Origin of the sequence: Sphingopyxis sp. BE235 (assembly GCF_031457175.1) — a bacterium.
In the GTDB taxonomy this organism is placed as follows: domain Bacteria; phylum Pseudomonadota; class Alphaproteobacteria; order Sphingomonadales; family Sphingomonadaceae; genus Sphingopyxis.
Genome location: NZ_JAVDWC010000002.1, coordinates 675,231 through 700,305, shown reverse-complemented (window position 1 = coordinate 700,305; position 25,075 = coordinate 675,231). Strand labels below are relative to the sequence as shown.

Here is a 25,075-nt window from a genome sequence, read left to right as displayed (position 1 = left end):
GAGTATTATGGATTTTGCAGCAGCCATGCCGCTTGCGGGAACGCTGGGCGTCACGATTCATGAAGGCAGCAAGGATCGTATCGCGGGCAAGCTCCCGGTCCGCGCCGAAATCTGCACCGCGGGCGGGATCGTTCATGGCGGAGCGATCATGGCCTTTGCTGACTGCCTCGGCGCCGTTGGGGCCTTCCTGACCTTGCCCGAGGGCGCCAACGGCACGACGACGATCGAGAGCAAAACCAATTTCCTCGGCGCCGGGCCGGTCGGATCGGTGCTGATCGGCGAGGCCACCCCGGTGAAGATCGGCAAGCGCCTGTCGGTGTGGCAGACACGCATCCGCACCGAGGATGGCGCCGAAGTCGCGCTGGTGACGCAGACGCAGATGGTGCTTTGGCCAGCCTGACCGCCGATGCCATCGTCTGCGCGGTCCGCGCGCATGGCGAGCATGGCGCGATTCTGCGCGCGCTGACCGAGGAAGCGGGGCTGATCGCGGGCTATGTGCGCGGCGGACGCTCGCGGCGGCTGCGGCCGATCCTCATGCCCGGCAATCTGATCGCGCTCGAATTGCGCGCGCGTACCGAGGAACAGCTTGGCGGTGCAACCGTGGAGCTTCTGGAAAGCCGCGCGCCTTTGCTCGCCGGGCCGTTGGCGTCGGCGGCGATCGACTGGGCGACGAGCCTCACTGCGTCGACTCTACCCGAAAGCCAACCTTATCCGGCGCTCTACTCGGCGCTGTCGGCCGTTCTGGAGGCGATTGGAGTGGCCTCTTCGGCGCGGCAATGGGCTGCGGCGCTGGCGCGCTACGAGTTGCTGCTGCTCGCCGAACTGGGCTTTGGGCTGAACCTGGAGGAATGCGTCGTGACCGGCTCGCCCGACAATCTCGCCTTTATCAGCCCCAAATCGGGCGGCGCGGTGAGCGCCGGCGCTGCGGCGGGTTATGAAGAACGGCTGTTTCGCCTGCCGCCGTTTCTGCGGGGCCATGATGCGAGCCCGTCGATGGCCGATGTCCTCGACGGCCTGATTATTACCGGCCACTTCCTCGACCGCGACATTCTCGACGGCCGCAACCGCGACTTGCTGACCGTGAGGGAAAGATTGGTCTCCCGGCTAGGCAGGGCGGTTGCGTGACGCGCCGCCGCTGTCTAAGCGGCTGGCGAGACACGAAAGGGCGACACGTTGAAAATCCTGCTGCTGGCTGGCGATGGTATCGGTCCGGAAATCATGGCGGAGACCGAAAAGGTCCTTGCCGCGCTCGCGCTGCCGGTGACGCTCGACCGCGCGCTTGTCGGCGGGGCGGCGTATGAAGCGACGGGCCACCCGCTGCCCCCCGAGACGCTCGCCAAGGCGAAAGCGGCCGACGCGATCCTGTTCGGCGCCGTCGGCGATCCGCGCTTCGACAATGTCGAACGCCATTTGCGCCCCGAACAGGCGATCCTCGGCTTGCGTGCCGAACTCGGCCTGTTTGCCAACCTGCGCCCCGCCAAGCTGTTCACCGGACTCGAGGACAGCTCGGCGCTCCGTCCTGAGGTCGCGTCGGCAATCGACCTGCTGATCGTCCGCGAGCTCAACGGCGACGTCTATTTCGGCGAGAAGGGCACGCGCACGACGCCCGGCGGCGAGCGCGAAGGTTATGACGTCATGTCGTACAGCGAGAGCGAAGTGCGCCGGATTGCGCATGTCGCGTTCCGCGCGGCGCAGGGTCGTCAAAAGCGGCTGTGCTCGGTCGACAAGGCGAATGTGCTCGAAACCTCGCAGCTTTGGCGCGATGTGGTGATCGAGGTCGCCGCCGATTACCCCGACGTGGCGCTGACCCATATGTATGTCGATAACGCCGCAATGCAGCTTGTGCGCAACCCCGGCCAGTTCGACGTCGTCGTCACCAGCAACCTCTTTGGCGACATCCTGTCCGATCAGGCGTCGATGTGCGTCGGGTCGATCGGGCTGCTCGCCTCGGCATCGCTCAGCGACGGCAAGCTGGGGTTGTACGAGCCGATCCACGGCAGCGCGCCCGACATCGCGGGCAAGGGCGTTGCCAACCCGCTGGCGATGATCCTGTCGCTCGCGATGCTGCTGCGCCATTCGGGCGGCGACGAGGCGAGCGCGGTGCGGATCGAGGCGGCGGTCGCAAAGGTGCTGGCGGATGGGTGCCGCGGTGCGGATCTGGGGGGCAATATGGGAACGGCGGCATTGGGCGATGCGGTTGTTTCGGCTTTGAACGGATAGATAAGATGAAAAAAACGACGGGTTTCGACCGCAGCAAAACAAAGGGCTGGCATCCCGCGACGCAGGCGGTGCGCGGCGGCACCTGGCGCAGCGAGCATGGCGAGACGTCGGAAGCGCTCTTCCTCACCTCGGGCTATACCTATGACAGCGCCGAGGAAGTCGCGGCGCGCTTTGCCGGCGAAGAACAGGGCATGACCTATTCGCGCCTCCAGAACCCGACCGTTGCGATGCTCGAAGAGCGTATCGCGCTGATGGAAGGCGCCGAAGCGTGCCGCACGCAGGCGACCGGCATGGCCGCGATGACGACCGCCTTGCTCTGCCAGCTCTCGGCGGGCGACCATATCGTTGCCGCGAAGGCCGCCTTCGGGTCGTGTCGCTGGCTCGTCGACCATCTCTGTCCGCGCTTCGGCATCGAGACGACCGTCGTCGATGGCCGCGACAATGACGCGTGGGAAAAGGCGATCAAGCCGAACACCAAGGTCTTTTTCTTCGAAACCCCGGCCAATCCGACGATGGACATCGTCGACATGAAGCATGTGTGCAGCCTCGCGAAGGCGCATGGTATCACGACCGTGGTCGACAATGCCTTTGCCACCGCGGTGCTCCAGCGCCCGATGGATTTCGGCGCCGATGTCGTCGCTTATTCGGCGACGAAGCTGATGGAGGGGCAGGGGCGCGTCCTCGCCGGTGCGGTGTGCGGAACCGAGAAATTCATCAACGACGTGCTGCTGCCGTTCCAGCGCAACACGGGGCCGAACCTGTCGCCGTTCAACGCGTGGGTGGTGCTGAAGGGGCTCGAGACGCTCGACCTGCGCGCGCGGCGCCAGTCGGAAAATGCGCTCGCGGTCGGCAAGGCGATCGAAGGCCGCGTTGCGCGGATGCTCCATCCGGGGCTCGCGAGCCATCCGCAGCATAATCTGGCGATGAGCCAATCGGGCGCGTGCGGCCCGATCTTCTCCTTCGTGCTCGACGGCGGCCGCGAGCAGGCGATGGCGTTCCTCAACGCGCTCGAACTCGTCGACATCAGCAACAATATCGGCGATTCGCGCAGCCTCTGCTGCCATCCCTGGTCGACGACGCATTATGGCGTGAGCGAAGAAGCGCGTATCGACATGGGAGTCGTCGAGGGTATGCTGCGCATCAATATCGGGCTCGAAGATCCGCGCGACGTGATCGTCGATCTGGACCAGGCATTGACCAAGGTCGGGCTTTGAGCGACGCTGGCGCCATGAGCACGATGATCGACTCCTTTTTCCCCTTTGCGGCGACCACCGGGTCGATCACCGTGCGCGTGGCGGTCAGCTATTTGCCCGAACAATCGCATCCGGCGCTCGGCCGCTGGTTCTGGGCCTATCATGTCCGTGTCGAAAATCACGGCGAGGGCGCGGTGCAGTTGATCAGCCGTCATTGGCGGATCAGCGACGGACGCGGCCAGATCAGCGAAGTCGAGGGCGAGGGCGTCGTTGGCGAGCAGCCGTTGATCGTTCGCGGCGGCGCCTATGATTATGTTTCGGGCTGCCCGCTGCCGACCCCCGAAGGGTCGATGGTGGGGAGTTACACGATGGAACTCGGCGACGGATCGCAATTGCTCGTCGCCATCCCGCATTTTCCGCTCGTGGCGCCTGCGACCGCGTCATGAAACGCACCCATCTGCCCCTGAACGCCCTGCGCGTGTTCGACGCCGCTGCCCGGCACCTGAGCTTCACGCGCGCCGCTGACGAACTGGCAGTGACCCCCGCCGCGGTCGGACAGCAGATCCGTGCGCTCGAGGATATGCTGGGCGTCGTGCTGTTCCGCCGAACGCCGAAGGGGCTGGAGCTCACGGGCGAGGCCGATGCCGGGCTCGACGCGCTGCGGCAGGGATTCCTGCAATTCGAAGAGTCGGTGCGCGCGATGCAGGCGGGGCAATCGTCGCAGTCGCTGACGATCGCCGCGCCGCGCGACCTGACCGCGAAATGGCTCGCGCCGCGCCTCGCGCGCTACAGCCAGCAGGCGCCCGATGTGCGCTTCACATTGGTATCGGCCGACAGCGGCATCGATTTCACCGAAGCGAACCTCGATCTCGCGATCTTCTGGACCGACGGTGCGGGCGAACATGAAGGCGTGGCACTCGCCGACGCGTCGATGGTCACCGTCATCGGCCCGGGGAGCACCAGCGACACACGCATCGCGTGGCCGGGCTGCCCCGTGGCCGACGGCGAACCCGCGCTGCGCCTCGGCGACGCCGGGCTCGCGATCGACGCGGCTGCCAACGGACTCGGACAGGCGAATGTCCCCGCGATGCTCGCCGAGGCCGATATCGCGGCGGGACGTGTCCGGCAGGTCGGCGAAACGGTCGCGGTGAAGCGGGGCTACTGGCTCGTTGCCCCGACACCGCAGTGGCGGCAGGCGAAAGTCAAGGCGCTGGTCGCGGCGCTGACGGCCGCCTGATGTAACCGAACCGGGATCGCGCACGAATACCCCCGCAACAGTCATTCAGGGGGATATATGCGCAAAATTCTGGACAAGCTGCCGGCTCAGACTTTCGCCGTCGGCGCTCTTCGCTGGTCGATGGTCTTCATCTTTGCCCTGTTCGGGATCGCGAAATTTGCGGCTTATGAAGCCGAAGGCGTCGCGCGTACGGCGATGCACTATCCGCTGTTCGCCTGGATGTACCCGCTGATCGGCGTTCAGGGGACGAGCAATGTGATCGGGACGATCGAATTGTCGACCGGCGCGCTGATCGCGCTCGGCGCATGGTCGCATCGTGCGGGCCTGCTTGGCGGCCTGATGGGTATGGCGACCTTTCTCGTGACGCTCAGCTTCAGCTTTGGCGCGACCTTGTGGGAGGAAGGCTATGGTTTCCCATTCATGGGGTCGACCGCACAATTCCTGTTCAAGGATGCCGTCCTGCTTGCCGCCTGTCTGGCACTGGCGCTTCACGCCGGTCATGCATTGCGGGAAACGCCGCACGCCCGACCGGCGGCCTGACTCAGGAAGCGGTTTTCGCGGCCAGCGCGAGCAGGCGTGTGACGAGCCCGATTAAAGGGCCGGTGTCGACATTGGCATCGGGATTGTTCCAGCTTGCGGTGACGACGAACCATTTGCCGTCCGATTTGCGTTGGCCGAGCAAGCTCATCGACAAAACGCCATTTTCCGACCCGCCCTTGTAACCGAGATATGTCCAGTCGGCCGCAGCGACCGGACCGACGCCATTGTTGATCGCCATCGCGGCGAGCAGGGTTTTCGACTGGCGTGCGCGTAGGTCAACCATCAGCCGTGCGATATCGTTCGGGCTGGCGAACCATTCGAGGCTGTCGATGAAACGCGGGCCGTCGGTGAAACTGATCCCGTCGACATTGGCGAGGGTGAGGCGGTTCTGGTTGCTCTCGATCAGCTTCCGCTGCGCGGCATCCTCGCTCTTGATAAATACGGGACGCAAATCATTGAAATTATTTCCCTTGAGAGCAAAGGCTTCGACCGTCGTGAGCAGCGGGATGTTGCGCGACGGATCGCTGTGCCCCGCATCCTTCATCCGCGCTTCGATTGGCGCGCGGCCAAGCAGGTGGATCAGCGTGTCGGTCGCACCATTGTCGCTGACCGAGATCATCCAGTTGGCGAGCGTCTGCAGCGTCACGGGCGTATCGGCGGGCCAGTTCGCGGTCCCCGCCGATGAAAAGCTGAAATGCGACAGAGGCACGACGTCGGACCATTTGCGCTTGCCCGTGGCAACCTGCGCCGCGAGTTCGTCGAGGATATAGAGCTTGATCGTCGATCCGACCGCGAACTGCCGGTCGGGGTTCGCGGAGGCAAGGGGCCGGACGCCGGCGTCACCCAGTTCGGCGACGAGGAAACCCGTTTGCCCCGGCAGCGCGGCGATTTCGGCCGCGACCTTGTCGAAGCTGTCGTTGGCCACGGTGACGCCGGTGACGCGCAGCCCGGTGACGCGCTCACCGGCCGCTACGCCGACGTCCAGCAGAACGGTTGCGACGCCCCTTTCGAAGCGAAGCAGGACCGTTCCCGAACGGCCGCTGGTCGGGGTAGCGCTGTCGATGGCGACCGGCTTTCCATATTGCGCAATCAGGCCGGCGATGAACGTCTTGAACTGAGCTTCGGGGACGGCCTTCTGGAATGATGGGTCGAAATAGTCAGCAAAGGCGATCCTGCCGGCGAGGAGATCGACCAGTTGGGCAGCGCGACGGTCGAAGGCGGTAGCCGGAGCCGGTGCGGTCGTTTCGGGCGATTGGGCCAGCGTGGTGGAAGCGGGCAGGGCGGCCGCAAGCATTGCGACGGCGAGCCTATTGAAGACGGATATCAAGGCCTTCTCCTCAATCCGGTGCCCCGGCGGACGGGTCGTTTTGGGGAAGCGCGGCTTTTACGTCAGCACACCACCATTTGGGACGGCAGTCGCGAAAGGCGTGCGAAATCGGCATCAACGCCTTGTCGTCCGGCTTGTCGAACACCCCGATAAGCAAGGCGACAATCGGTTCGTCATCGATCGCGCCCAAGCTGCTCCCGCAGGTCGGGCAGAAGGTCCGGCTGGAAAAATCCGATGATCGCCAAGTGGATGGCGGCCCTCCGGGACCGGTCCAGCTTATTTCGTCGGTAGGGAATTCGACCCAGGCCGCGGTCAGCGCCCCCGTGTGCCGCTGACATATTTTACACGAACAAGTATGGGGTTTGGCGGCGGCTCCCGCTGCTTCGAACCGAATGCTACCGCACAGGCATCCGCCGCTGTATCGCTTGCTCACCAGCGCCCTTCTCCAATTTCTGCCCGCCGCCCGCTCATAAATCCTCCCCGAACGCAGGAAGTTATCGGTCAAAGCTCAAAATCAGGCGTCGATGGCCGCCTCGTCGAGCGTCGCGGCATTGGCCTGGATAAACTGGAAACGGTGTTCGGGGTGCTTGCCCATCAGCCGGTCGACCAGGTCCTTGACCAAATGCCGCTCTTCATATTCCTGCGGCAGCGTCACGCGCAGCATCGAACGCGTCGCGGGATCCATCGTCGTTTCCTTGAGCTGGTTCGGGTTCATTTCGCCGAGACCCTTGAAACGCCCGACGTCGACCTTCTTGCCCTTGAACTGTGTCGCCTCGATCTCGGCGCGATGGGCATCGTCGCGCGCATAGACCGAGGTGTTGCCCGAGGTGATGCGATAGAGCGGCGGCTGCGCCAGATAGACGTGGCCGCGGCGCACGATGTCGGGCATTTCCTGGAAAAAGAAGGTCATCAGCAAGGTCGCGATATGCGCGCCGTCGACGTCGGCGTCGGTCATAATCACGATTTTTTCGTAGCGCAGCCGGTCGGCGTCGCAATCCTTGCGCATCCCGCAGCCGAGCGCGAGCGCGAGATCGGCGATTTCCTGATTAGCGCGGATCTTGTCGTTGCTGGCGCTCGCGACGTTAAGGATCTTGCCGCGGATCGGCAGGATCGCCTGTGTCTTGCGGTCGCGCGCCTGCTTGGCGCTGCCGCCCGCGCTGTCGCCTTCGACGATAAACAATTCCGTGCCTTCGGGACCATCATTCGCACAGTCCGTGAGCTTGCCAGGCAGGCGGAGCTTGCGCCCGCTTGTTGCGGTCTTGCGTTTGACTTCGCGTTCGGCCTTGCGCTTGAGGCGCTCGTCCATCCGGTCGAGGACGAGGCCGAGCAGCGCCCGCCCGCGGTCCATATTGTCGGACAGGAAGTGGTCGAAATGGTCGCGCACGGCGTTTTCGGTGAAGCGCGCCGCCTCGGGGCTCGACAGCCGGTCCTTCGTCTGGCTCTGGAACTGCGGATCGCGGATGAAAACCGACAGCATCATTTCGCCGCCGTTGAAGACGTCTTCGGCGGTGATCTGTGCGGCCTTTTTCTGGCCGATCAACTCGCCGAAGGCGCGCAGACCCTTGGTCAGCGCCGAGCGCAGGCCCGCTTCATGCGTTCCGCCCGCGGGGGTCGGGATGGTGTTGCAATACCAGCTATACGATCCGTCGGACCAGAGCGGCCAGGCGATTGCCCATTCGGCACGGCCCTGGTCGCCCGGGAAATCCTGGCGTCCGACGAAAGGTTCGGCGGTCGCGCATTCGCGTGTGCCGATCTGTTCCTTCAAATGATCGGCGAGACCTCCGGGGAACTGGAACGTCGCCTCGGCGGGCGTGTCGTCGCCGATCAGTTCGGGCGCGCATTTCCAGCGGATTTCGACGCCGGCGAACAAATAGGCTTTCGAGCGCGCCATACGATACAGGCGCTGCGGCTTGAACCGTCCGTGATCGCCGAAAATCTCGGGGTCGGGGACGAAACTGACACTTGTCCCGCGCCGGTTCGGCGTGGGGCCGAGTTCCTCGAGCCCGCCGAGCGGCGTGCCGCGCGAAAAGCGCTGGCGATACAATTGCTTGCTTCGCGCCACTTCGATTTCGGTTTCGACCGACAGCGCGTTGACGACGCTGACCCCGACGCCGTGCAGGCCGCCCGAAGTTGCGTAAGCCTTGCCCTCGAACTTGCCGCCCGAGTGGAGCATGGTCATGATGACCTCGAGCGCCGACTTGCCGGGGAATTTCGGATGCGGATCGACCGGCATGCCGCGGCCGTTGTCCACGACGGTCAGCCGGTTGCCGACGTCGAGTTCGATCTCGATCCGTGTCGCGTGGCCCGCGACCGCTTCGTCCATGCTGTTGTCGATGACTTCGGCGGCGAGGTGATGCAGCGCGCGCTCGTCGGTGCCGCCGATATACATACCGGGACGCCGGCGGACGGGTTCGAGCCCTTCCAGCACCTCTATCTGCGAAGCGTTATAGCTGTCGGTGGCGGGGTTCGCGGCGTCGAACAAATCGTGACTCATGAGCCAGCTATAGGGGGCCGCCAAGGCGGCTGGCAAGGGCGCTTTTCGGCGACAGTGCATAGCCCGGTTCACCCCATTTTCGAGACAAGAGGGAACCTTGGTCGGATGCGAAGGGTTGGGGTTTCGACTGCAAAGTCGTTCAAAAAGTGGAGTAAAAAATGAAAAACCTCTCTCTCCTCACCGCGCTTGCGGCCACCGCTATCGCGATGCCCGCGATGGCGCAGGAAGGCCGCGACACCTCGCAGGATTTCAACGGGCCCTATATCAGCATCGGCGGCGGCGGCACGCTTCAAGGCAACGACCGCGGCGAAACGCTCGTCTTCGACACCAACCGCGACGGCAGCTATGGCGACCAGGTCACCACGTCGGGGGGCGCCAACGCCTTTTCGCCGGGATTCTGTAACGGCGCCGCGACAGGCACCGCGAACCTCGGCTGCCGCAACGACAAGGATGGCCCCGAATTCTTCGGCCGCATCGGCCTCGACCAGCGCATGGGTAATTTCGTTGTCGGCGCGCTTCTGGAAGGCGGTCGCAGCGTCGCGCGTGACAGCGTGAGCGGCTTTTCGACCACGCCCGCGAGCTATACGATGAGCCGCGAGGCCGATTATCAGGGCAGCCTGCGCGTCCGCGCCGGCTACACGCCCGGCGGCGGCGCGCTCTTCTATGTCACCGGCGGCCCGGCTTACGCGCGCCTCGACAACAAGTTCGTGACCTCGAACACCGCGAACAGCTTTGCCGACAATGGCAAGACGCATGCTTGGGGTTACGCCGCCGGCGGCGGCGCCGAGCTGATGCTTACCAACAAGATCGCGGTCGGCCTGGAATATCTCTATTCCGACGTGAAGGACGACGATTACCGAGTGAACGTCGGACCGGGCACCGCGCCGCCGACCAATCCCTTCCTGCTGAACGGCGGGGGCACCGATATTCAGCGCAGCGGTTCGCACTTCCGGACGCACAGTGTCCGCGGGAGCATCAGTTACCGCTTCTGACCTCTTGGGAGCGGGAACGGGAGGCGTCGGGTCGAAGGACCCGGCGCCTTTCGCCTATCGGGCCGATGGCGCCGCGAAAATTGCGAAATTGCCGTTCGCGCTGCTGACGAGGCGGCCGTCCTGATAAAGCCGCGCATCGATATTGGCGATCCGTTTGCCTTGGTGAAGGACGGTGGCCTCGCACGTCAGCCGGCCTTCGCGCACGCCGACATGATAGTTGAATTTGATCTCCAGCGTCGCGCAGACCAGCCCGTCTTCGAGCATGCTCATCAGCGCGCCGCCCATTGCGGTGTCAGCGAGCGAATAGGCAACGCCGCCGTGCGCCACGCCGTTCGGATTGAAGTGGCGTTCGCGTTCGATGTCGATCGCCATCGTGCAGCGCCCGTCGCCGCGCTCGACCATTTGCAGGCCAAGCGCGCGCGCGAACTGGAAATCCTGGCCGAAAGGCCTCACCGGACGCGCCTTAACGAACTCGGGGACCACCGAATGGCGGCGGCGGGGGCGGGCGGCGCGTGCCGCGCGGCAGCTGCGCCTGATAGGCGCGGCCGCAATGCTCGACGCAATAGGGGAAGCCCGGGTTCACGGCTTCGCCGCAGAAATGGAAGTCGGGTTCGCCCGGATGCCCCATTGGCCAGCGGCAGATGCGGTCGTTGAGGTCGAGCAAGGTCGTCTTGTCGGCGATCTCGGGGCTCGGCTTGGCGGGCACCAGCCGGCGCGGCGGCGCGGGCGGAATCGGCGCCTGCTGATCGCCGGGTCCCTGGCGGATGAAACCGCCGGGACCGATCGAGACGATGCGCGGTGCGTCGGCCTTCGGCGTCGGATCACCCAATCCGCCGTCGGCGTTCGGCGTGTCGACGGCCGGCTTGGCATCGAGTTTCGGGGCAGGTGCCACCGGGCGCGGCGCCACCGGTGCGGCAGCACGCGGCGCGGAAACGGGGGCGGCGGGTTTCGGCGTGGCGGGCGCTGCCACCTTGACCGGCTTCGCTTTCTCGGTCGCCTTGACGGGCGACGGGCGCGATTTCAGGCCGAGGCGATGCGCCTTGCCGATCACCGCATTGCGGCTCACGCCGCCGAGTTCATCGGCGATCTGGCTGGCGGTCAGCCCTTTTTCCCACATGGTGCGCAGGCTTTCGATGCGCTCGTCGGTCCATGACATAATCTATTCCTCATCATTCACGCTGCGGGCGGTTAGACGATCCGATTGTCGATCCTTTCGGGACCGGCATTCAGTCGTTGCCCAGCTTGCGGTAAGATCGGGGAGGCGATAGGCGAGAACGCCATGAACGACCAGCCCCAAATTTCGCGCCCCGACTCGACAAATTCCGCCGCGACTCCAACTTTTGCCGAACCCGGCGTTCCCCATATTCGAACGCTGAACGTGCCCGGCATGCACGCGCTATATGTCAAGGAGGTGCGGCGGTTTTTCAAGGTCCAGCTGCAAACAATCTGGGCCCCCGCGATTACCACGCTCCTGTTCCTCGTCATTTTCACCGTCGCGCTGGGCGGGGCGGGGCGGACGGTCATCGGGGTGCCCTTCGCCGATTTCATCGCGCCCGGCCTGATCATGATGGCGATGCTGCAGAACAGCTTCGCCAATTCGAGCTTTTCGCTGCTGGTTGGCAAGATCCAGGGGACGATCGTCGATTATCTGATGCCGCCGCTCGCGGTGGGCGAATTGATCATCGCGCTGGTTGGCGCCGCGATCACGCGCTCGATCCTCGTCGGCCTGGCGCTGTGGCTCGCGATGCTGCTGTGGCCCGGTGTGCATGTCATGCCCGACCATCTTTGGGCGGTCGCGGTTTTTGGCGTGCTTGGCGCTTCGATGCTCGGGTTCCTCGGCCTCATCACCTCGGTCTGGGCCGAGAAGTTCGATCATGCCGCCGCGGTGACCAATTTTGTGGTCACCCCGCTCGCGCTGCTGTCGGGGACCTTTTACTCGGTCGACAAGCTCGCGCCATGGTTCCAGACGATCGCGCACGGCAATCCGGTCTATTATGCGATCATGGGTTTTCGCTACGGTTTCATCGGCACGGTCGATTCGACGATCGCCAACCCTGTGCTGACTGCGGCGCTGGTGCTGGTCGGGGTCAATATCGGACTGGGCCTGCTGACCTATCGCCTGCTTGCCTCGGGATGGAAATTGAAAGCCTGATCGCTCTTAGTGGCGATGGATGGCGCGGACGCGGTAGCGGCCGCGTTCCAGCCCCTCGAACATCGCGTCGATCTGCGGATGGTCGATCGGCCCGCCGTCGCCGTCGGCGACCAGATTCTGCTGACTGACATAGGCAATGTACGATGAATCGCCGTTCTCGGCGAGCAGATGGTAATAGGGCTGCTCCTTCGCCGGGCGGATATCCTCGGGGATCGCCTCATACCATTCGTCGCTGTTCGCAAAGACGGGGTCGATGTCGAATACGACTCCGCGAAAGTCGAACATCCGGTGGCGCACGATATCGCCCGGCGCGAAACGCGCCCGACCAATGAGCGGTGCAGTAACGGTGGCGGGAAGTTCGGAAGTGGATTCGGGCGTCATAGGACCAATCTATGGCAGTTTACGCACGTTTCAAGTCCGTTACATTCCAATTCGGCTGTGGTTTGCCGAATCGGGCTGTGATCAGCGTTACAGATGCATTGGCGATGCGGGCTAAATAGCTCTTCTGGCTTTTGCATATCCCGTTCGGGTTGTGGGCCGCACGATCAGGGGAGACGCATTATGACGGACTTACCACCCAATATCTCCGGCCCGGCTTCGGGCATTATCCAGCGCGCGAAGGACATCCTTCTCAAGCCGAAAGAGACATGGCCGGTCATCGCCGCCGAGCCGGCGACGACGCAATCGATCTATGTGCCCTATGTGCTGATCCTGGCGGCGATCGGCCCGCTCGCCGGGTTCATCGGCGGGCAGGTTTTCGGGTTCACCATGCTCGGTGTGACCTATCATCCGCCGTTGGTGGGCGCGCTTGTGTCGGCGATCGTCTCTTACGGACTGTCGCTGGCGACGATCTTCATCCTCGCGCTGGTCATCGACGGCCTCGCACCGAACTTCGGCGGGCAAAAGGATCAGGTCCAGGCGCTGAAGGTTGCGGCCTATTCGGCGACCGCTGGCTGGGTCGGCGGTATTTTCGGGATCCTGCCCGCGCTCGCCATCATCGGCCTCTTGTTTGCGCTTTACGGGCTTTATCTGCTGTATCTCGGCTTGCCGGTGCTGATGAAGGTGCCGCAGGACAAGGCGCTGGGCTACACGGTGGTCGTGGTCATCGTTTACATCGTGCTGTTCCTGATCGTTGGCGCTGTCGTCGCGGCGCTCGCCGCGCCATCATTCGCTACCATAAGGTAACGCGCACGCGAGCGGCCCCGGTGATGCGCCGGGGCTGCTTGCTGTGGTCAAATTGTAGAAAAATGGAGGAGAGTGAGGGATTCGAACCCTCGGTACCGTTGCCGGCACTTCGCATTTCGAGTGCGACGCTTTCGACCACTCAGCCAACTCTCCTCGCTGAGAGGAGACGCCCCTAGCGGCGGTCCGAACGTCTTGCAACCCTCTCGTCACAAAATTACGGCCCGCCGCGGGATTATAAGGATCGCTCAGGGTTTGTCGGCTTCCCACCAATAGGGCTGGCGCTTGCGCATCCCCGTGTCGACCTCGTTCATCGTCAGCGGATCGTAGAGCCGCCCGCCGAGCATCACACGATGGATTTGTTCGGTATTGCGGATATTTTCGGTCGGATCGGCGTCGAGAATCAGCAGATCGGCGAGCTTGCCCGCCTCGAGCGATCCCACATCCTTCGCATAGCCCAGCGAGGTCGCAGGCATGATCGTCGCGGCGCGCAGCGCATCGATGTTGCTCCACCCGCCGCGTACGAACGACCAGATTTCCCAATGCGCCCCGAGCCCCGATTGCTGACCGTGGGCGCCGATCGACACCATGCGGCCCGCCGCGGCGATCTTGCCCGCCTCACGCGCCGAATCATCATCGACATAATCGCTTTCAGGGGCGATCACGCGGCGCTTGTTGTTTGCGGCGAGTTCGGCCGGCGGGGCATGGCGCGACAGGATCGGATGCTCCCACACATTGGTATGCGCGCGCCAATAGGGATCGCCCGCGGGGCCGCCATAGGTCACGACGAGCGTCGGGGTATAGTCGACCTGCGTCTGTCCCCACAACTGCACCAGATCCTTGTAGAAGGTGTGGAGCGGGATGTTGTGCTCGACGGTCGAGTTGCCGTCCTGGATCAGCGTGACGTCCTGCGTGAACAGCGATCCGCCCTCGGGCACCACCGTCAGACCCTCAACCTGCGCCGCCTTCACGACCATCTGCCGCTGGTCGCGGCGCGGCTGGTTGTAATTTTTGACGCTGTGGGCGCCTTGCGCCTTCAGGCGGCGAACATGCGCGAGCGCGTCGTCATAGCCGTTGATCTCGGCATAAACCCCCGATGCCTTGGCGCCATAGATGACCTCGCCGGTCGAAAAGATACGCGGCGCGAGGATCAGCCCCGCACGCTGCATTTCGGACGAGACGAAGATTTCCGACGCGCGCGACGACGGGTTATGGCTCGTCGTCGTGCCCATCGCGAGATTGACGATCTCCGACCAGTTCTGCTGCGGCACCAACTCGTCGTCGCCGTGCGAGCCGTGCGCGTGCGCGTCGACGAAGCCGGGGACGATCGTCTTGCCCGTTGCGTCGACGGTCACCGCGCCCGCGGGAACGGTGATCGCGCCTGCGGGGCCGACCGCGGTGATGCGGTCGCCGTCGATGACGATCGCGCCATTCTCGATCACGCCGCCGTCCTTGTCGGCCATCGTCACGATCTTGGCGCCGGTGATGACGACGATGCCCTTATGCTTCGATGCCGCCTGCGTCATCGACAGCGATACGCCGTCGGTCGGCGGGGTGAACTTCGGTGCCTTTTCGTCGGCGGGGGCGTTCGTGAAGAGGCTGGCGAGGTCGGCGCTGAACAAGGTCGCGCCGCGACTCCAGTGCAGCCGGCGGCCGCCGTCGGACCAGTTCATATATTCGGCGCCGCTGCCGCTCACTCGCGTGACGGGCAGCGCGCCGCTCTTGGTGCCGAGCGATACATCCTGCCCGCCGGGCATCAGCGGGGTGACATAGGCGTCGTAGTTCTGCCGGAACGCCAGCGTGCGGCCGTCGGGCGAGATTTCATAATCGCTGACGAGCTCGCCATTGGCGTGGACGCGCTTGTCCTGGCCGCTCATGTCGGTGCTGACGAGCTGGCTTTTGCCGTCGCCCGCCGTGACCATGAAGACGCGGTCGCTGGTCGACGCGAACTGCGGTTTGGCGCCGTCGCTGCTGATCCGCTCGGCCGCCCCGCCGCCCGCGGCGATGCGATAGACGCCTGGATCCTCGCTCCAGCGCGCCGAGGTCAGCCCGCCGCTGCCGCGCCGTTCGAATACGATTGTCTTGCCGTCGGGCGAGAAACGCGGTTCGGCATAATGGCCGGGGGAGGTGGTCAGCTTGCGCGAGGCGCCCCCGCCCGCGCCAACGACATGAATCTCGCCCATGCCGCCGTCGGTCCAGCGCACGAAGACGAGCGATTTGCCGTCGCGCGACCAGCTCGGCCACAGCTCCATTGCGTCGTCCTTCGCCGCGGTCAGCCGCCGTGCGCTGCCGCCGGTCGCGGGCTTGACCCACAGCTTGCCGAGCGTTTCGAACACGATGCTGCGCCCGTCGGGCGACACTTCGGCCCAGCGCGGCATTTTGGTCGCGAAACTGTCGGGCGCGACTTCCACCGCCGGGTGCGTCGCATCGACGATCGTGCGGTCGTCGTTGACGCTGAACGGGATGATCCGCGCGTCGCCGCCGGCACCGCTGACGCGGCGGAGCTGGCCGCCGGCCCAGAAGACGATGTCGCGGCTATCGGGGGTCCACGCCATATTCGGGTAGACGCCGGTGACCGCCCAGGTTTCCTGCACATCCTGGTCGAGCATGTCATAGACCTTCTTCTCGGTGCCCGAGGCGAGGTCCTTCACATAGAGCTTTGACTGCGTTCCTTCGCGGCGCACGAAGGCAAGGCGCTTGCCGTCGGGCGAGGGGGTCGGGCGCACCGCGCCGCCGGGTCCCGACGCCGCAGTGCTGACCTTGCCATCCTCAAGATTGTAGCGTTCGATGTGGAAGAGGTCGGTGTTGCTGTCCTGCGCATATTCGAAGATCGGACCCGGGGTGACGTTGCGCGTGTAGAAGACACTCTTGCCATCGGCGGCGAAAATCGGCTCGCCGAGTTCCTTCTGGTGGCGTTCGTTCGGCTTCTTGACCAGCGGCACGCCGGCGCCGCCCGAGACATGGTACATCCACACCTCGCCGGTACCGAGCGAGCGGCCCGTCGTGAAATGCTTCTTGGCGACGATGAACTGGCCGTCGGGCGACCAGCTCGGCTGGTTGAGCAGGCGGAAATCTTCCTTCGAGATCTGCTTTTTGTCGCTGCCGTCGCGGTTCATCAGCCAGATATTGTCGCCGCCCGCGCGGTCGGAGACGAAGGCGATACGCTTGCCGTCGGGCGAGAAACGCGGCTGATGCTCATAGGCGAGCCCCTCGGCGATCCGCGTCGGCGTCCCGCCCTCGATCGGCATCGTATAAATGTCGCCGAGCATGTCGAACGCGATCGTCCGGCCGTCGGGCGCGACGTCGACGTTCATCCAGCTGCCCTCGTCGACCGACAGCTGGACCTTGCGCGTTGCGAGGCCGGGGGGCGCGTTGACGTCCCATTTGTCGGGTTTCGCGTCGGCGGCGGGAGGAGAGGCGGGCGCGCTCTGCGCCCAGACCGAGGTTGAACAAGCCAAAGTCGCCGCGAGGGCGAGAGCGAAGCGCGCCATGAAATTATCCCCGTTTGAAATTATGTGCCGACCATATGGTTCGCCCGCGAACATGCAAGCGGCAGCTTTCGACGAAGGAGCTGGCAGGGTCGACAAGCGGCTGCTAGCCCGGTCGAAAGAATGGGATTGGGAGAGCAAAGCGTGCCGCTCAAGGGAATCAAGGTACTGGATTTCGGTCGCTATATCGCCGGCCCCTATTGCGCGGCGTTGCTCGCCGATTATGGCGCCGATGTCATCCGCATCGAGGCGCCGGGGGGCAATGACGATCGCTATTCAGTGCCGGTCGCCGAAGATGGGTCGGGCGCGATGTTCATGCAAATGAACCGCGCCAAACGCTGCCTGACGCTGAAGCCCGGAAGTCCGGAGGGGCGGGAGATCGTCCGCCGGTTGGTCGAAACCGCCGATGTCGTGATCGCGAACATGCCGCACGATGCCCTCGTAAAACTCGGGCTCGATTACGACAGCCTGGTAGCGATAAACCCGCGCATTATCCTTGCGACCGCATCGGCATTCGGCAGCGAGGGGCCACTCGCGAGCCGCGTCGGGTTCGACGCGGTGGGGCAGGCGATGTCGGGGACGGTGCACCTCACTGGCACGCCGGACCAGCCCTATCGCGCGCAGGTCAATTATGTCGATTTCGGAACCGCGCTCCACTGCGCGTTCGGCGTCATGCTCGCGCTGCGCGGGCGCGAGGCGACGGGGAAGGGGCAATGCGTTTCGGGATCGCTGCTCGGCACCGCGCTCGCGATGTCGAACGCGCTGACGATCGACCATGCGCTGAACGGCATCGATCGCCAGCCGATCGGCAACCGCGCCTTTAGTTCGGGACCCACCGACATCTTCCGCACCCGCGACGGATGGATCATCACCCAGATTGTCGGCAATGGCATCTTCGCGCGCTGGGCCGAACTGGTCGGGCGGCCCGATCTGGTCGGCGATCCGCTTTATGCCAGCGACATTTTACGCGGCGATAATGGCACGAAACTGAGCGCGATCATGCAGCGCTGGTGCATCGAGCGCACGAGCGCGGAAGCGATCGATGAGCTCGCCGCGGGTCGCGTCCCGGCTGCCCCGGTTCTGCGCGCGGGCGAGGCGCTGGCGCAGCCGCAGGTCGCGGCGATGGGACTGGTCGAGCCGGTGGGTTATCCGGGCGCGCTGGGCGAGGTTCCCATGATCCGCGCGCCGATCCGCCTTTCAGCTAGCGACAAAGGCACCGCACGGCGCGCGCCGCAGGTCGGCGAGCATAGCGACGCGATCCTCGCCGAACTCGGATATGACGCCAAAGCCATTTCGGCTTTGCGCGGGGCAAAGATTATTTGAGCCGGGAAGGGTGGACAAACGGCAATCGCCGCTTAAGTTACCGGTCAGTACAAAAATCAGCCCAGGAGTTCTCCATGACCGATAATAGCGAGTATGTGCCGCCGAAAATCTGGACCTGGGACAAGGAAAGCGGCGGGCGTTTCGCCAATATTAACCGTCCGGTCGCGGGACCAACGCACGACAAGGAGCTGCCGATCGGCAAGCATCCCTTACAGCTCTATTCGCTCGGCACGCCCAATGGCGTGAAGGTCACCGTGATGCTCGAGGAACTGCTCGCGGCGGGACATGGCGGCGCCGAATATGACGCATGGCTGATCAATATCGGCGAAGGCGACCAGTTTTCGAGCGGTTATGTCGCGGCCAATCCGAACAGCAAGATCCCGGTGCTCGTCGACCGCAGCGGCGCCGAGCCGATCCGCGTGTTCGAATCTGGCGCGATCCTGATCCATCTCGCCGAGAAATTCGGCGCCTTCCTGCCGACCGAAACCGCGAAGCGTGCCGAGGCGCTGTCGTGGCTGATGTGGCAGATGGGCAGCACGCCCTTCCTCGGCGGCGGCTTCGGCCATTTCTATGCCTATGCGCCGACGAAGCAGGAATATCCGATCAATCGCTATGCGATGGAGGTCAAGCGCCAGATGGACGTGCTCGATCGCCGCCTCGCGGAAAGCGAATATATCGCGGGTGCCGACTACACGATTGCCGATATGGCGATCTGGCCTTGGTATGGCGCGCTCGCCAAGGGGCTCGTCTATGACGCCGGCGAATTCCTGCAGGTCGATGACTATAAGAATGTCCAGCGCTGGACCGACCAGATCGCGGCGCGCCCGGCGGTCAAGCGCGGGCGGATGGTCAACCGCGTGACGGGCGATCCGGCGAGCAAGCTGCGCGAGCGGCACGACGCGTCGGACTTTGAATTGCGCACGCAGGACAAGCTGGAGGCCGCCGAATAATTCACATTATTCGTTTGGAGGCGCCGCGCCGAAATTAGCGGTTCTTCAACGATAGGCAGCCCATCACCAAATCCGCCCGGTTCCGGCGCCGAATAATCCTGCAAAATACGCAAAAGCGGCGTCGGGCTCTCTCGACGCCGCTTTCATTTGCGGGCGGCCATTCTGCCGGCATGACAGCTTCCATCCGACTTTCGCGGCGCGTCCGCAAAATCGCCCTGACGGGTCTTACCCTGGCACGCGGGGAGCGTGGCGCCGCCATCGTCGAAATGGCGCTGGTGCTGCCGCTGCTCCTCGCGTTGCTGATGGGGATATTGGTCTATGGCCAATATTTCATGCTCGCGCATAGCGTGCAGCAGGCGGCCAACGACGGCGCCCGCGCGTCGATCGTCGGTCTCGACGCGGCCGACCGCAGCGCGGTCGCATCGCGCGCGGTCGGCCGCAGCCTGCAGGCGGTCGACGGCACGCACAGTGTCGCCGTATCCGAAACGACCGAGGCGATCACCGTCGCTGTGACCTTCACCGTTCCGCAGGACAGCCTCTTGCGATCAAGCTTCGTTCCGTCGCCGGGCAACGTCATCCGTGCCCGCGCGACGTTCGAATTGCCGGTCGATTGATCATGGCGATCCTGTCCCTTCTTCGCCGTATTGTCCGCCACCGCGGCGCCAGCATCAGCATCACGACGGCGTTCGGCATGACGATGCTGATCGGGTCGGCGGCATTTGCGGTCGATCTCGGCTCGCTCTATCTCGACCGCCGCAAATTGCAGGGCATCGCCGATGCTGCGGCGATGGCGGCGGCGGGGCGGCCCGGCGAGGAGCGCGCGGCGGCGGAGCGGATCATCGCCGCCAATTGCGATTGCGGCATCCGTATCGCGGTGCTCGACTCCGGCACTTACACCGCCGATCCGTCGATCCAGGCCGAACAGCGCTTTACGGGCGGCGGTGCGTCGCCGAACGCCGTGCGCATAACGCTGACGCGCGATCGCCCGCTATTCTTCGGCAGCTTTCTGACGGGCCGGCAGGACAGCATCATTCGCGCGACCGCGACCGGCGCCCGGCGCGGCTATGCGGCCTTTTCGCTCGGATCGCGGGTCGCAGCGGTGAACGGCGGCCTTCCCAATGCGCTGCTGTCGAGCCTCACCGGCAGCCAGGTCAACCTGTCGGTGATGGACTATAATGCGCTCGCGAGCACCGATATCGATCTGCTGGCTTTCTCCGATGCGCTGCGGACCGAACTTAACGCCGACGTGCTGACCTTTGGCCAGACGCTCGACACGCAGGCGACGTTGCCGCAAGTCGTGGCGGCGCTCGCCAGCGCGTCGGACGGACAGGCGGCGACCGCGCTCGAGCATATCGCGGATCGCGCGCTGCCGCGCACCCTGCTGCCGTCGCGTGCGATCGACCTCGGCCCGCGGTCGTCGAGCATCCGGGTCGATGCGGCGAACCCGGTAAAGGTCAACGCGCTCGGCCTGCTGCGCACGATGCTGCTGCTCGGCAATGCGAACCGGCAGGTCGACCTGTCGCTGGCGGGCAGCCTGCCGGGCGGATCGGGGGTCAATATCGCGCTCATGATTGGCGAGCCGCCGGTGGGCTCGCCGCTGATCGCGGTGACCGACACCAATGATGTCGTCGTCCGCACTGCGCAGGTGCGGCTGAAAATCGACACGCGCGTCGCGACGCCGCTCGCCAGCGTCCATCTTCCCGTGCTCGCCGAACTGGGGTCGGCGTCGGCGCGGGTCACCGACATCGACTGCCGGCCGAACAGCAGCGCTGCGGTGTCGCTTGGCGTCGTGACTTCCCCAGCGATGGTGGCGATCGGGACGGTTCCCGACAGCGATTTTCAGGACATGAAGCGCCCGCTGGATCCGGCGCCGGCGCGCGTCGTCACCTTGCCGCTCGTCAGCGTCGATGCGGAGGCCGAACTCATCCTGTCGGACCTCAATGAGAAGCCGGTCGCATTTTCGCGCGCCGAGATCGACGACGGCAAGGTGAAGACCGTGTCGAGCACCGGCCTGGTCGCGGGCGCCGCGAAATCGCTTTCGGACCGGATGGACCTCGACGTCAACGTCCTCGGGCTAGGCCTGAACCTGAAGCCACTGACGACGGTGATCGGCGAGACGGTGGCGCTGGCTGCGCCGGTGCTCGACACCGTGTTGTCGGACCTCACCGGCCTGCTCGGGGTTCATGTCGGGCAGGCCGATACGCGGGTCAACGCGCTGCGCTGCGGAAAAGCGCGACTGGTCTGATCTCCCGCGCAATGGCGCCGTTCTGGACATGACCGCCCGCCGATTGATCCCTTCCCGACCGAAAGCAGGCCGGCGCCGCGCTATAGGGGCAAGGGACTGACCGGTTTTCAGGGGGATATGGTGGCAACGGCACAGGAACCACAGCGCGTATCGGCGGCCGATTTCATCCGCGGCTTTGCCAATTGGCGATTGCAGTCGGCGCGCAAGCCCGTCGTCGTGACGCATCACGGCAAGGATGCGCATGTGCTTATTTCGCTCGACGACTACCGCCGTCTCGACCGCGATGTGGCGCGAGAGGTCGCGGCGGCATCCGACATATTGCAATCCTCGCTTGCCGGTCTGGTGGAATCGGTCCGCGATGGCGTGATCCTGATCGACCGCCAGCGGCGTATCGCCGCGCTCAACCCCGCGGCTTCGGATATGCTGGAGACCGCGGCCGCCGGTTTGATCGGGGAAGAGTTGATGGCCGCAATTCCGGGTCTCCGCGATAGCCTGATCTTTCATCACATCAACCGGCTGCTCGACCATCGCGAGCGATTTTCTGGCGACGTCCCCGGCATGCTTCGTCCGCGCCAATGGCTGCATGTCGACCTTGTTCCCCTGCCGGTCGGGGGCGCTATCGTCCTGCGCGATGTCAGCGACGCGATCGAGGGCTTTGCCGCCGGCGATATGCGGCAGGCGATGCTTGATGCCGTCGAGATCGATGGCGGCATCGGCCACGCCCGCATCTCGGTGCGCGAAACAGTCGAGGCGGCGAACGCCATGCTCACCGACCTGCTCGGAGTCGATGCGGCTGCGATCCGGCGTGTCCGCTTTTCGGCGCTGCTCGCGGTTGGGCAGCGGTCGGCGTTCGTTGAGGCGCTCGAATCGGTTTTTCGGTCGGGCGTCCCCGCACACGTCGCATCGCAGATGGTGACGCGCGACGGCTCGGTCGTCGACGTTGCCCTGACGATAGCCGAGGTTCGCGGGCCTTATGCCAGCGACGGCGCGGTGGTGCTCGTCACGCGCCACTGAAACCAGCTTCCACGTTCGATAGCGGCGCTGAAGGGGGCGGCTGCGCATGCTGGACAAGCCGGGATGTTAAGCGCAATCATCGGGGAAGGAAGGTTGCAAGCGACAACTTTCCGTTTACGTAAAGGTGAGCGCTCAGTATAAGTGCGCCATTGCCCAATGGGAGATTCGTGATGGACATGGAATTCAGCCCCGAAGATCTCGCCTTCCAGCAGGAAGTGCGCGACTTCATCGCCGAAAATTACCCCGCCGACCTGCGCGACAAGCAGGATGAGGGCGAAGAGATGTCCAAGGAGGATTTCCTCGCCTGGCACAAGATCCTGTATAAAAAGGGCTGGATCGCACCCGCATGGCCGGTCGAATATGGGGGTACCGGCTGGACCCCGACGCAGCGCTTCATCTGGTCCGAGGAAACCGCGCGCGCCGATTGCATTCGCCTGATGCCCTTTGGCCTCGCGATGGTCGGCCCGGTGATCTACACCTTTGGCACCCCCGAGCAGAAAGCCCATTTCCTGCCGCGCATCCTGTCGGGCGAGGATTGGTGGTGCCAGGGCTATTCGGAACCCGGTTCGGGCTCCGACCTTGCCTCGCTTCGCACGACGGCGGTCGCCGATGGCGATGACTATATCGTCAACGGGCAGAAGACCTGGACGACGCTGGCGCAGCACGCCGACTGGGGCTTCTTCCTCGTCCGCACCGACAAGGAAGCGAAGCAGCAGGAAGGCATCAGCTTCCTCCTCATCGACATGAAATCGCCCGGCATCACCGTGCGCCCGATCATCACATTGGGCGGCGAGCATGAAGTCAACGAAGTATGGCTCGAAGATGTTCGCGTGCCGCAATCGCAGCGCGTTTATGAAGAGAATAAGGGCTGGACCTGCGCCAAGTTCCTGCTTGCGCACGAACGCACCGGCATCGCCGGCGTCGCGGCGTCGAAGCGCGGGATTGAGAAGGTGAAGGCGATCGCCCGCACCGAACTCGACGGCGACAAGCCGCTGCTAGCCAACGCCTTTTTCAAGCGCAAGGTCGCCGAGCTGGAAGTCGATCTGGCGGCGCTGGAATTCACCGAATTGCGCAGCCTTGCCGGCCCCAACGCAAATCGCGGTCCCGGGCCGGAATCGAGCCTGCTCAAGATCAAGGGCAGCGAAATCCAGCAGCGGCTGACCGAGCTGACGCTCGAAGCCGTCGGCCATTATGGCGCGCCCTATTTCCGCGGTTTCGGCGAAGGCGACAACGAGCATCCGATCGGGCCGGACTATGCGCATCGCGCCGCGCCGACCTATTTCAACATGCGCAAGACGACGATCTATGGCGGGTCGAACGAGATTCAGCGCAACATCATCGCGAAGATGGTTTTGGGTCTCTGAACGCGTCGCCCCCGCGAAGGCGGGGGCCGCATCGGCCTGACCTGACGCCGCAGCATAAACCTACAGCGGCCCCCGCCTTCGCGGGGGCGACGGGGATAAAAAATGGATTTCACCTACACCGAAACGCAGGACATGATCCGCGACACGCTCGCCCGTTTCCTCGGCGACACCTATGATTTCGAAACGCGCCAGAAGTTCATCAATAGCGACGCGGGTCGCGATCCAGCGATCTGGACGGCGCTTGCGCAGGAACTCGGCATGCTTGGCGCGCCTTTTGCCGAAGAGCATGGCGGCCTTGGCGGCGGCGCGCTCGAAAACGCGATCGTGATGGAGGAACTCGGCAAGGTCATCGGGGTCGAGCCCTATCTGCCGACCGTTGTCATCGCGGGCGGCGCGCTCAAGGCCGTCGGCGGCGCGCAGGCCGATGCGATGATCCCCGAGATCATCGCGGGCAATGCGATCATCGCCTTCGCTTACGCCGAGCCGCAGGGCCGCTATGACCTCGCGAACCTGCGCACCACCGCGAAGAAGGACGGCCCGGGCTATGTGCTGAGCGGACATAAATCGGTCGTCTATGCCGCGCCTTGGGCGACGCATCTGCTCGTCACCGCGCGCACCGGCGGTAATGCGCGCGACCGTGATGGTGTGTCACTGTTCCTGATCGACGCGAACCTGCCGGGCATCGTCCGCCGCGACTATCCGACGGTCGACGGCAGCCGCGCATCCGAAATCTATTTCGAGAATGTCGCGATCCCCGGCGATGCGCTGCTCGGCGGCGAGGGCACCGGCCTGCCGCTGATCGAACAGATCGTTGACGAGGCGACCGTTGCAGTCTGCGCCGAAGCGACCGGCGTGATGCAGAAGCTGCACGAAGGCACGCTGGAATATACGCAGCAGCGCAAGCAGTTCGGCGTGCCCATCGCGAAGTTCCAGGTGCTCCAGCACCGCATGGTCGACATGTTCATGGAAGTCGAACAGGCGCGCTCGATGACGATCATGGGAACGCTGAAGCTGGGTCTGCCCGCGAACGAGCGCATGGCGGCGGTCTCGGCCGCCAAGGCGAAGGTCGCGCGCGGCGCGAACTTTGTCGGGCAGAATGCAATCCAGACGCATGGCGGGATCGGCATCACGCAGGAACTGGCGATCGGCCATTATTTCAAGCGCGCGACGATGATCGAAGGCCAGTTCGGCAGCGCCGACCATCATATGGACCGCTACGAGCGGATCACGCTGGCGGATTGACCGCCTATCCTCCCTGTCGCGTAGCGATGGGGAGGGGGACCGTTCGCGAAGCGAATGGTGGAGGGGCCGCGACGTCGCGTCCTTAGCCCCTCCATCAGCCCTTCGGGGCTGC

24 protein-coding genes and 1 tRNA gene are annotated in these 25,075 nt (G+C 64.6%); 17 read left to right on the top strand and 8 right to left on the bottom strand.

Annotation, left to right across the window (positions count from 1 at the left end; genetic code table 11):
- The first annotated feature begins 7 nt into the window (after nucleotides 1-7).
- From J2X38_RS10560 to J2X38_RS10530, 7 genes are read left to right on the top strand one after another with little or no spacing between them, the layout of a single operon-like run.
- Nucleotides 8-400, top strand: coding sequence for a PaaI family thioesterase (locus J2X38_RS10560; RefSeq protein ID WP_058538410.1), 393 nt, complete (start codon nucleotides 8-10; stop codon nucleotides 398-400).
- Complete coding sequence (recO, locus tag J2X38_RS10555; RefSeq protein ID WP_310253840.1) at nucleotides 388-1,125, top strand: DNA repair protein RecO; 738 nt, start codon at nucleotides 388-390, stop codon at nucleotides 1,123-1,125. The genes J2X38_RS10560 and recO overlap by 13 nt, the downstream gene beginning before the upstream one ends.
- A 48-nt stretch (nucleotides 1,126-1,173) precedes the next feature.
- Nucleotides 1,174-2,220, top strand: coding sequence for a 3-isopropylmalate dehydrogenase (gene leuB, locus J2X38_RS10550; protein ID WP_310253838.1), 1,047 nt, complete (start codon nucleotides 1,174-1,176; stop codon nucleotides 2,218-2,220).
- A gap of 5 nt (nucleotides 2,221-2,225) precedes the next feature.
- Nucleotides 2,226-3,434 carry an aminotransferase class I/II-fold pyridoxal phosphate-dependent enzyme gene (locus tag J2X38_RS10545; RefSeq protein ID WP_310253836.1) on the top strand — a complete coding sequence of 403 codons (1,209 nt, stop codon included), beginning with the start codon at nucleotides 2,226-2,228 and terminating at the stop codon, nucleotides 3,432-3,434.
- A 23-nt stretch (nucleotides 3,435-3,457) separates the two neighbouring features.
- On the top strand, nucleotides 3,458-3,859 hold the full coding sequence (gene apaG, locus J2X38_RS10540) for a Co2+/Mg2+ efflux protein ApaG (protein WP_310254841.1): 402 nt from the start codon (nucleotides 3,458-3,460) through the stop codon (nucleotides 3,857-3,859).
- Complete coding sequence (locus J2X38_RS10535) at nucleotides 3,856-4,650, top strand: LysR family transcriptional regulator (protein ID WP_310253834.1); 795 nt, start codon at nucleotides 3,856-3,858, stop codon at nucleotides 4,648-4,650. Before apaG ends, J2X38_RS10535 begins: the two co-directional genes overlap by 4 nt.
- Before the next feature lie 57 nt (nucleotides 4,651-4,707).
- Nucleotides 4,708-5,190, top strand: a complete 483-nt coding sequence (locus tag J2X38_RS10530; RefSeq protein WP_310253832.1) for a DUF417 family protein — start codon at nucleotides 4,708-4,710, stop codon at nucleotides 5,188-5,190.
- Nucleotide 5,191: 1 nt separating this feature from the next.
- Here the strand turns inward: J2X38_RS10530 and J2X38_RS10525 are convergent, their stop codons facing one another.
- The 3 genes from J2X38_RS10525 to parE all read right to left on the bottom strand — a co-directional run bounded on the left by J2X38_RS10525 (nucleotide 5,192) and on the right by parE (nucleotide 9,011).
- Nucleotides 5,192-6,517, bottom strand: a complete 1,326-nt coding sequence (locus tag J2X38_RS10525; RefSeq protein ID WP_310253830.1) for a serine hydrolase — start codon at nucleotides 6,515-6,517, stop codon at nucleotides 5,192-5,194.
- A gap of 10 nt (nucleotides 6,518-6,527) precedes the next feature.
- The gene (locus J2X38_RS10520) at nucleotides 6,528-6,950 is read right to left on the bottom strand and encodes a GFA family protein (RefSeq protein ID WP_310253827.1); all 423 of its coding nucleotides are present in this window, start codon (nucleotides 6,948-6,950) and stop codon (nucleotides 6,528-6,530) included.
- A gap of 81 nt (nucleotides 6,951-7,031) precedes the next feature.
- A complete protein-coding gene (parE, locus tag J2X38_RS10515) occupies nucleotides 7,032-9,011 on the bottom strand; it encodes a DNA topoisomerase IV subunit B (protein ID WP_310253824.1) in 1,980 nt (659 codons plus the stop codon).
- A gap of 158 nt (nucleotides 9,012-9,169) precedes the next feature.
- Between parE and J2X38_RS10510 the strand changes: the two genes are divergently transcribed.
- Nucleotides 9,170-10,003, top strand: a complete 834-nt coding sequence (locus J2X38_RS10510; RefSeq protein WP_310253821.1) for an outer membrane beta-barrel protein — start codon at nucleotides 9,170-9,172, stop codon at nucleotides 10,001-10,003.
- Between the two features lie 54 nt (nucleotides 10,004-10,057).
- Here J2X38_RS10510 and J2X38_RS10505 read toward each other — a convergent pair whose 3' ends face one another.
- Together J2X38_RS10505 and J2X38_RS10500 are read right to left on the bottom strand one after the other, a co-directional pair.
- A complete protein-coding gene (locus J2X38_RS10505; protein WP_058538417.1) occupies nucleotides 10,058-10,456 on the bottom strand; it encodes a PaaI family thioesterase in 399 nt (132 codons plus the stop codon).
- A gap of 10 nt (nucleotides 10,457-10,466) precedes the next feature.
- Nucleotides 10,467-11,159, bottom strand: coding sequence for a GcrA family cell cycle regulator (locus J2X38_RS10500; protein WP_310253818.1), 693 nt, complete (start codon nucleotides 11,157-11,159; stop codon nucleotides 10,467-10,469).
- Between the two features lie 123 nt (nucleotides 11,160-11,282).
- Between J2X38_RS10500 and J2X38_RS10495 the strand changes: the two genes are divergently transcribed.
- Entirely contained in the window at nucleotides 11,283-12,155 is an 873-nt protein-coding gene (locus J2X38_RS10495) for an ABC transporter permease (protein ID WP_058538419.1), read from the top strand.
- A gap of 6 nt (nucleotides 12,156-12,161) precedes the next feature.
- On the opposite strand, the gene hspQ is transcribed toward J2X38_RS10495, so the two are convergent.
- On the bottom strand, nucleotides 12,162-12,536 hold the full coding sequence (hspQ, locus tag J2X38_RS10490) for a heat shock protein HspQ (RefSeq protein WP_310253814.1): 375 nt from the start codon (nucleotides 12,534-12,536) through the stop codon (nucleotides 12,162-12,164).
- 180 nt (nucleotides 12,537-12,716) lie between these two features.
- Between hspQ and J2X38_RS10485 the strand changes: the two genes are divergently transcribed.
- Nucleotides 12,717-13,340, top strand: a complete 624-nt coding sequence (locus tag J2X38_RS10485) for a Yip1 family protein (RefSeq protein ID WP_310253812.1) — start codon at nucleotides 12,717-12,719, stop codon at nucleotides 13,338-13,340.
- A 63-nt stretch (nucleotides 13,341-13,403) separates the two neighbouring features.
- On the opposite strand, the gene J2X38_RS10480 is transcribed toward J2X38_RS10485, so the two are convergent.
- Both J2X38_RS10480 and J2X38_RS10475 read right to left on the bottom strand, forming a co-directional pair.
- Nucleotides 13,404-13,493 (bottom strand) — tRNA-Ser (locus J2X38_RS10480).
- Between the two features lie 92 nt (nucleotides 13,494-13,585).
- Nucleotides 13,586-16,828, bottom strand: coding sequence for an amidohydrolase family protein (locus J2X38_RS10475; RefSeq protein ID WP_310253810.1), 3,243 nt, complete (start codon nucleotides 16,826-16,828; stop codon nucleotides 13,586-13,588).
- Between the two features lie 141 nt (nucleotides 16,829-16,969).
- Between J2X38_RS10475 and J2X38_RS10470 the strand changes: the two genes are divergently transcribed.
- The 7 genes from J2X38_RS10470 to J2X38_RS10440 all read left to right on the top strand — a co-directional run bounded on the left by J2X38_RS10470 (nucleotide 16,970) and on the right by J2X38_RS10440 (nucleotide 24,963).
- Nucleotides 16,970-18,148 (top strand): CoA transferase, encoded by a 1,179-nt coding sequence (locus tag J2X38_RS10470; protein WP_310253808.1) that lies wholly within the window; start codon nucleotides 16,970-16,972, stop codon nucleotides 18,146-18,148.
- Nucleotides 18,149-18,222: 74 nt separating this feature from the next.
- Nucleotides 18,223-19,098, top strand: coding sequence for a glutathione-dependent disulfide-bond oxidoreductase (gene yghU / locus J2X38_RS10465; protein WP_310253806.1), 876 nt, complete (start codon nucleotides 18,223-18,225; stop codon nucleotides 19,096-19,098).
- Between the two features lie 170 nt (nucleotides 19,099-19,268).
- Entirely contained in the window at nucleotides 19,269-19,712 is a 444-nt protein-coding gene (locus J2X38_RS10460; protein WP_310253805.1) for a TadE/TadG family type IV pilus assembly protein, read from the top strand.
- Between the two features lie 2 nt (nucleotides 19,713-19,714).
- A complete protein-coding gene (locus J2X38_RS10455; protein WP_310253802.1) occupies nucleotides 19,715-21,343 on the top strand; it encodes a TadG family pilus assembly protein in 1,629 nt (542 codons plus the stop codon).
- A 120-nt stretch (nucleotides 21,344-21,463) separates the two neighbouring features.
- Nucleotides 21,464-22,357: a PAS domain-containing protein gene (locus J2X38_RS10450; RefSeq protein ID WP_310253800.1), complete on the top strand. Its 894-nt coding sequence runs from the start codon at nucleotides 21,464-21,466 to the stop codon at nucleotides 22,355-22,357.
- 170 nt (nucleotides 22,358-22,527) lie between these two features.
- Complete coding sequence (locus J2X38_RS10445; protein WP_310253798.1) at nucleotides 22,528-23,721, top strand: acyl-CoA dehydrogenase family protein; 1,194 nt, start codon at nucleotides 22,528-22,530, stop codon at nucleotides 23,719-23,721.
- Between the two features lie 102 nt (nucleotides 23,722-23,823).
- Nucleotides 23,824-24,963: an acyl-CoA dehydrogenase family protein gene (locus J2X38_RS10440; protein ID WP_310253796.1), complete on the top strand. Its 1,140-nt coding sequence runs from the start codon at nucleotides 23,824-23,826 to the stop codon at nucleotides 24,961-24,963.
- Nucleotides 24,964-25,075 lie beyond the last annotated feature (112 nt).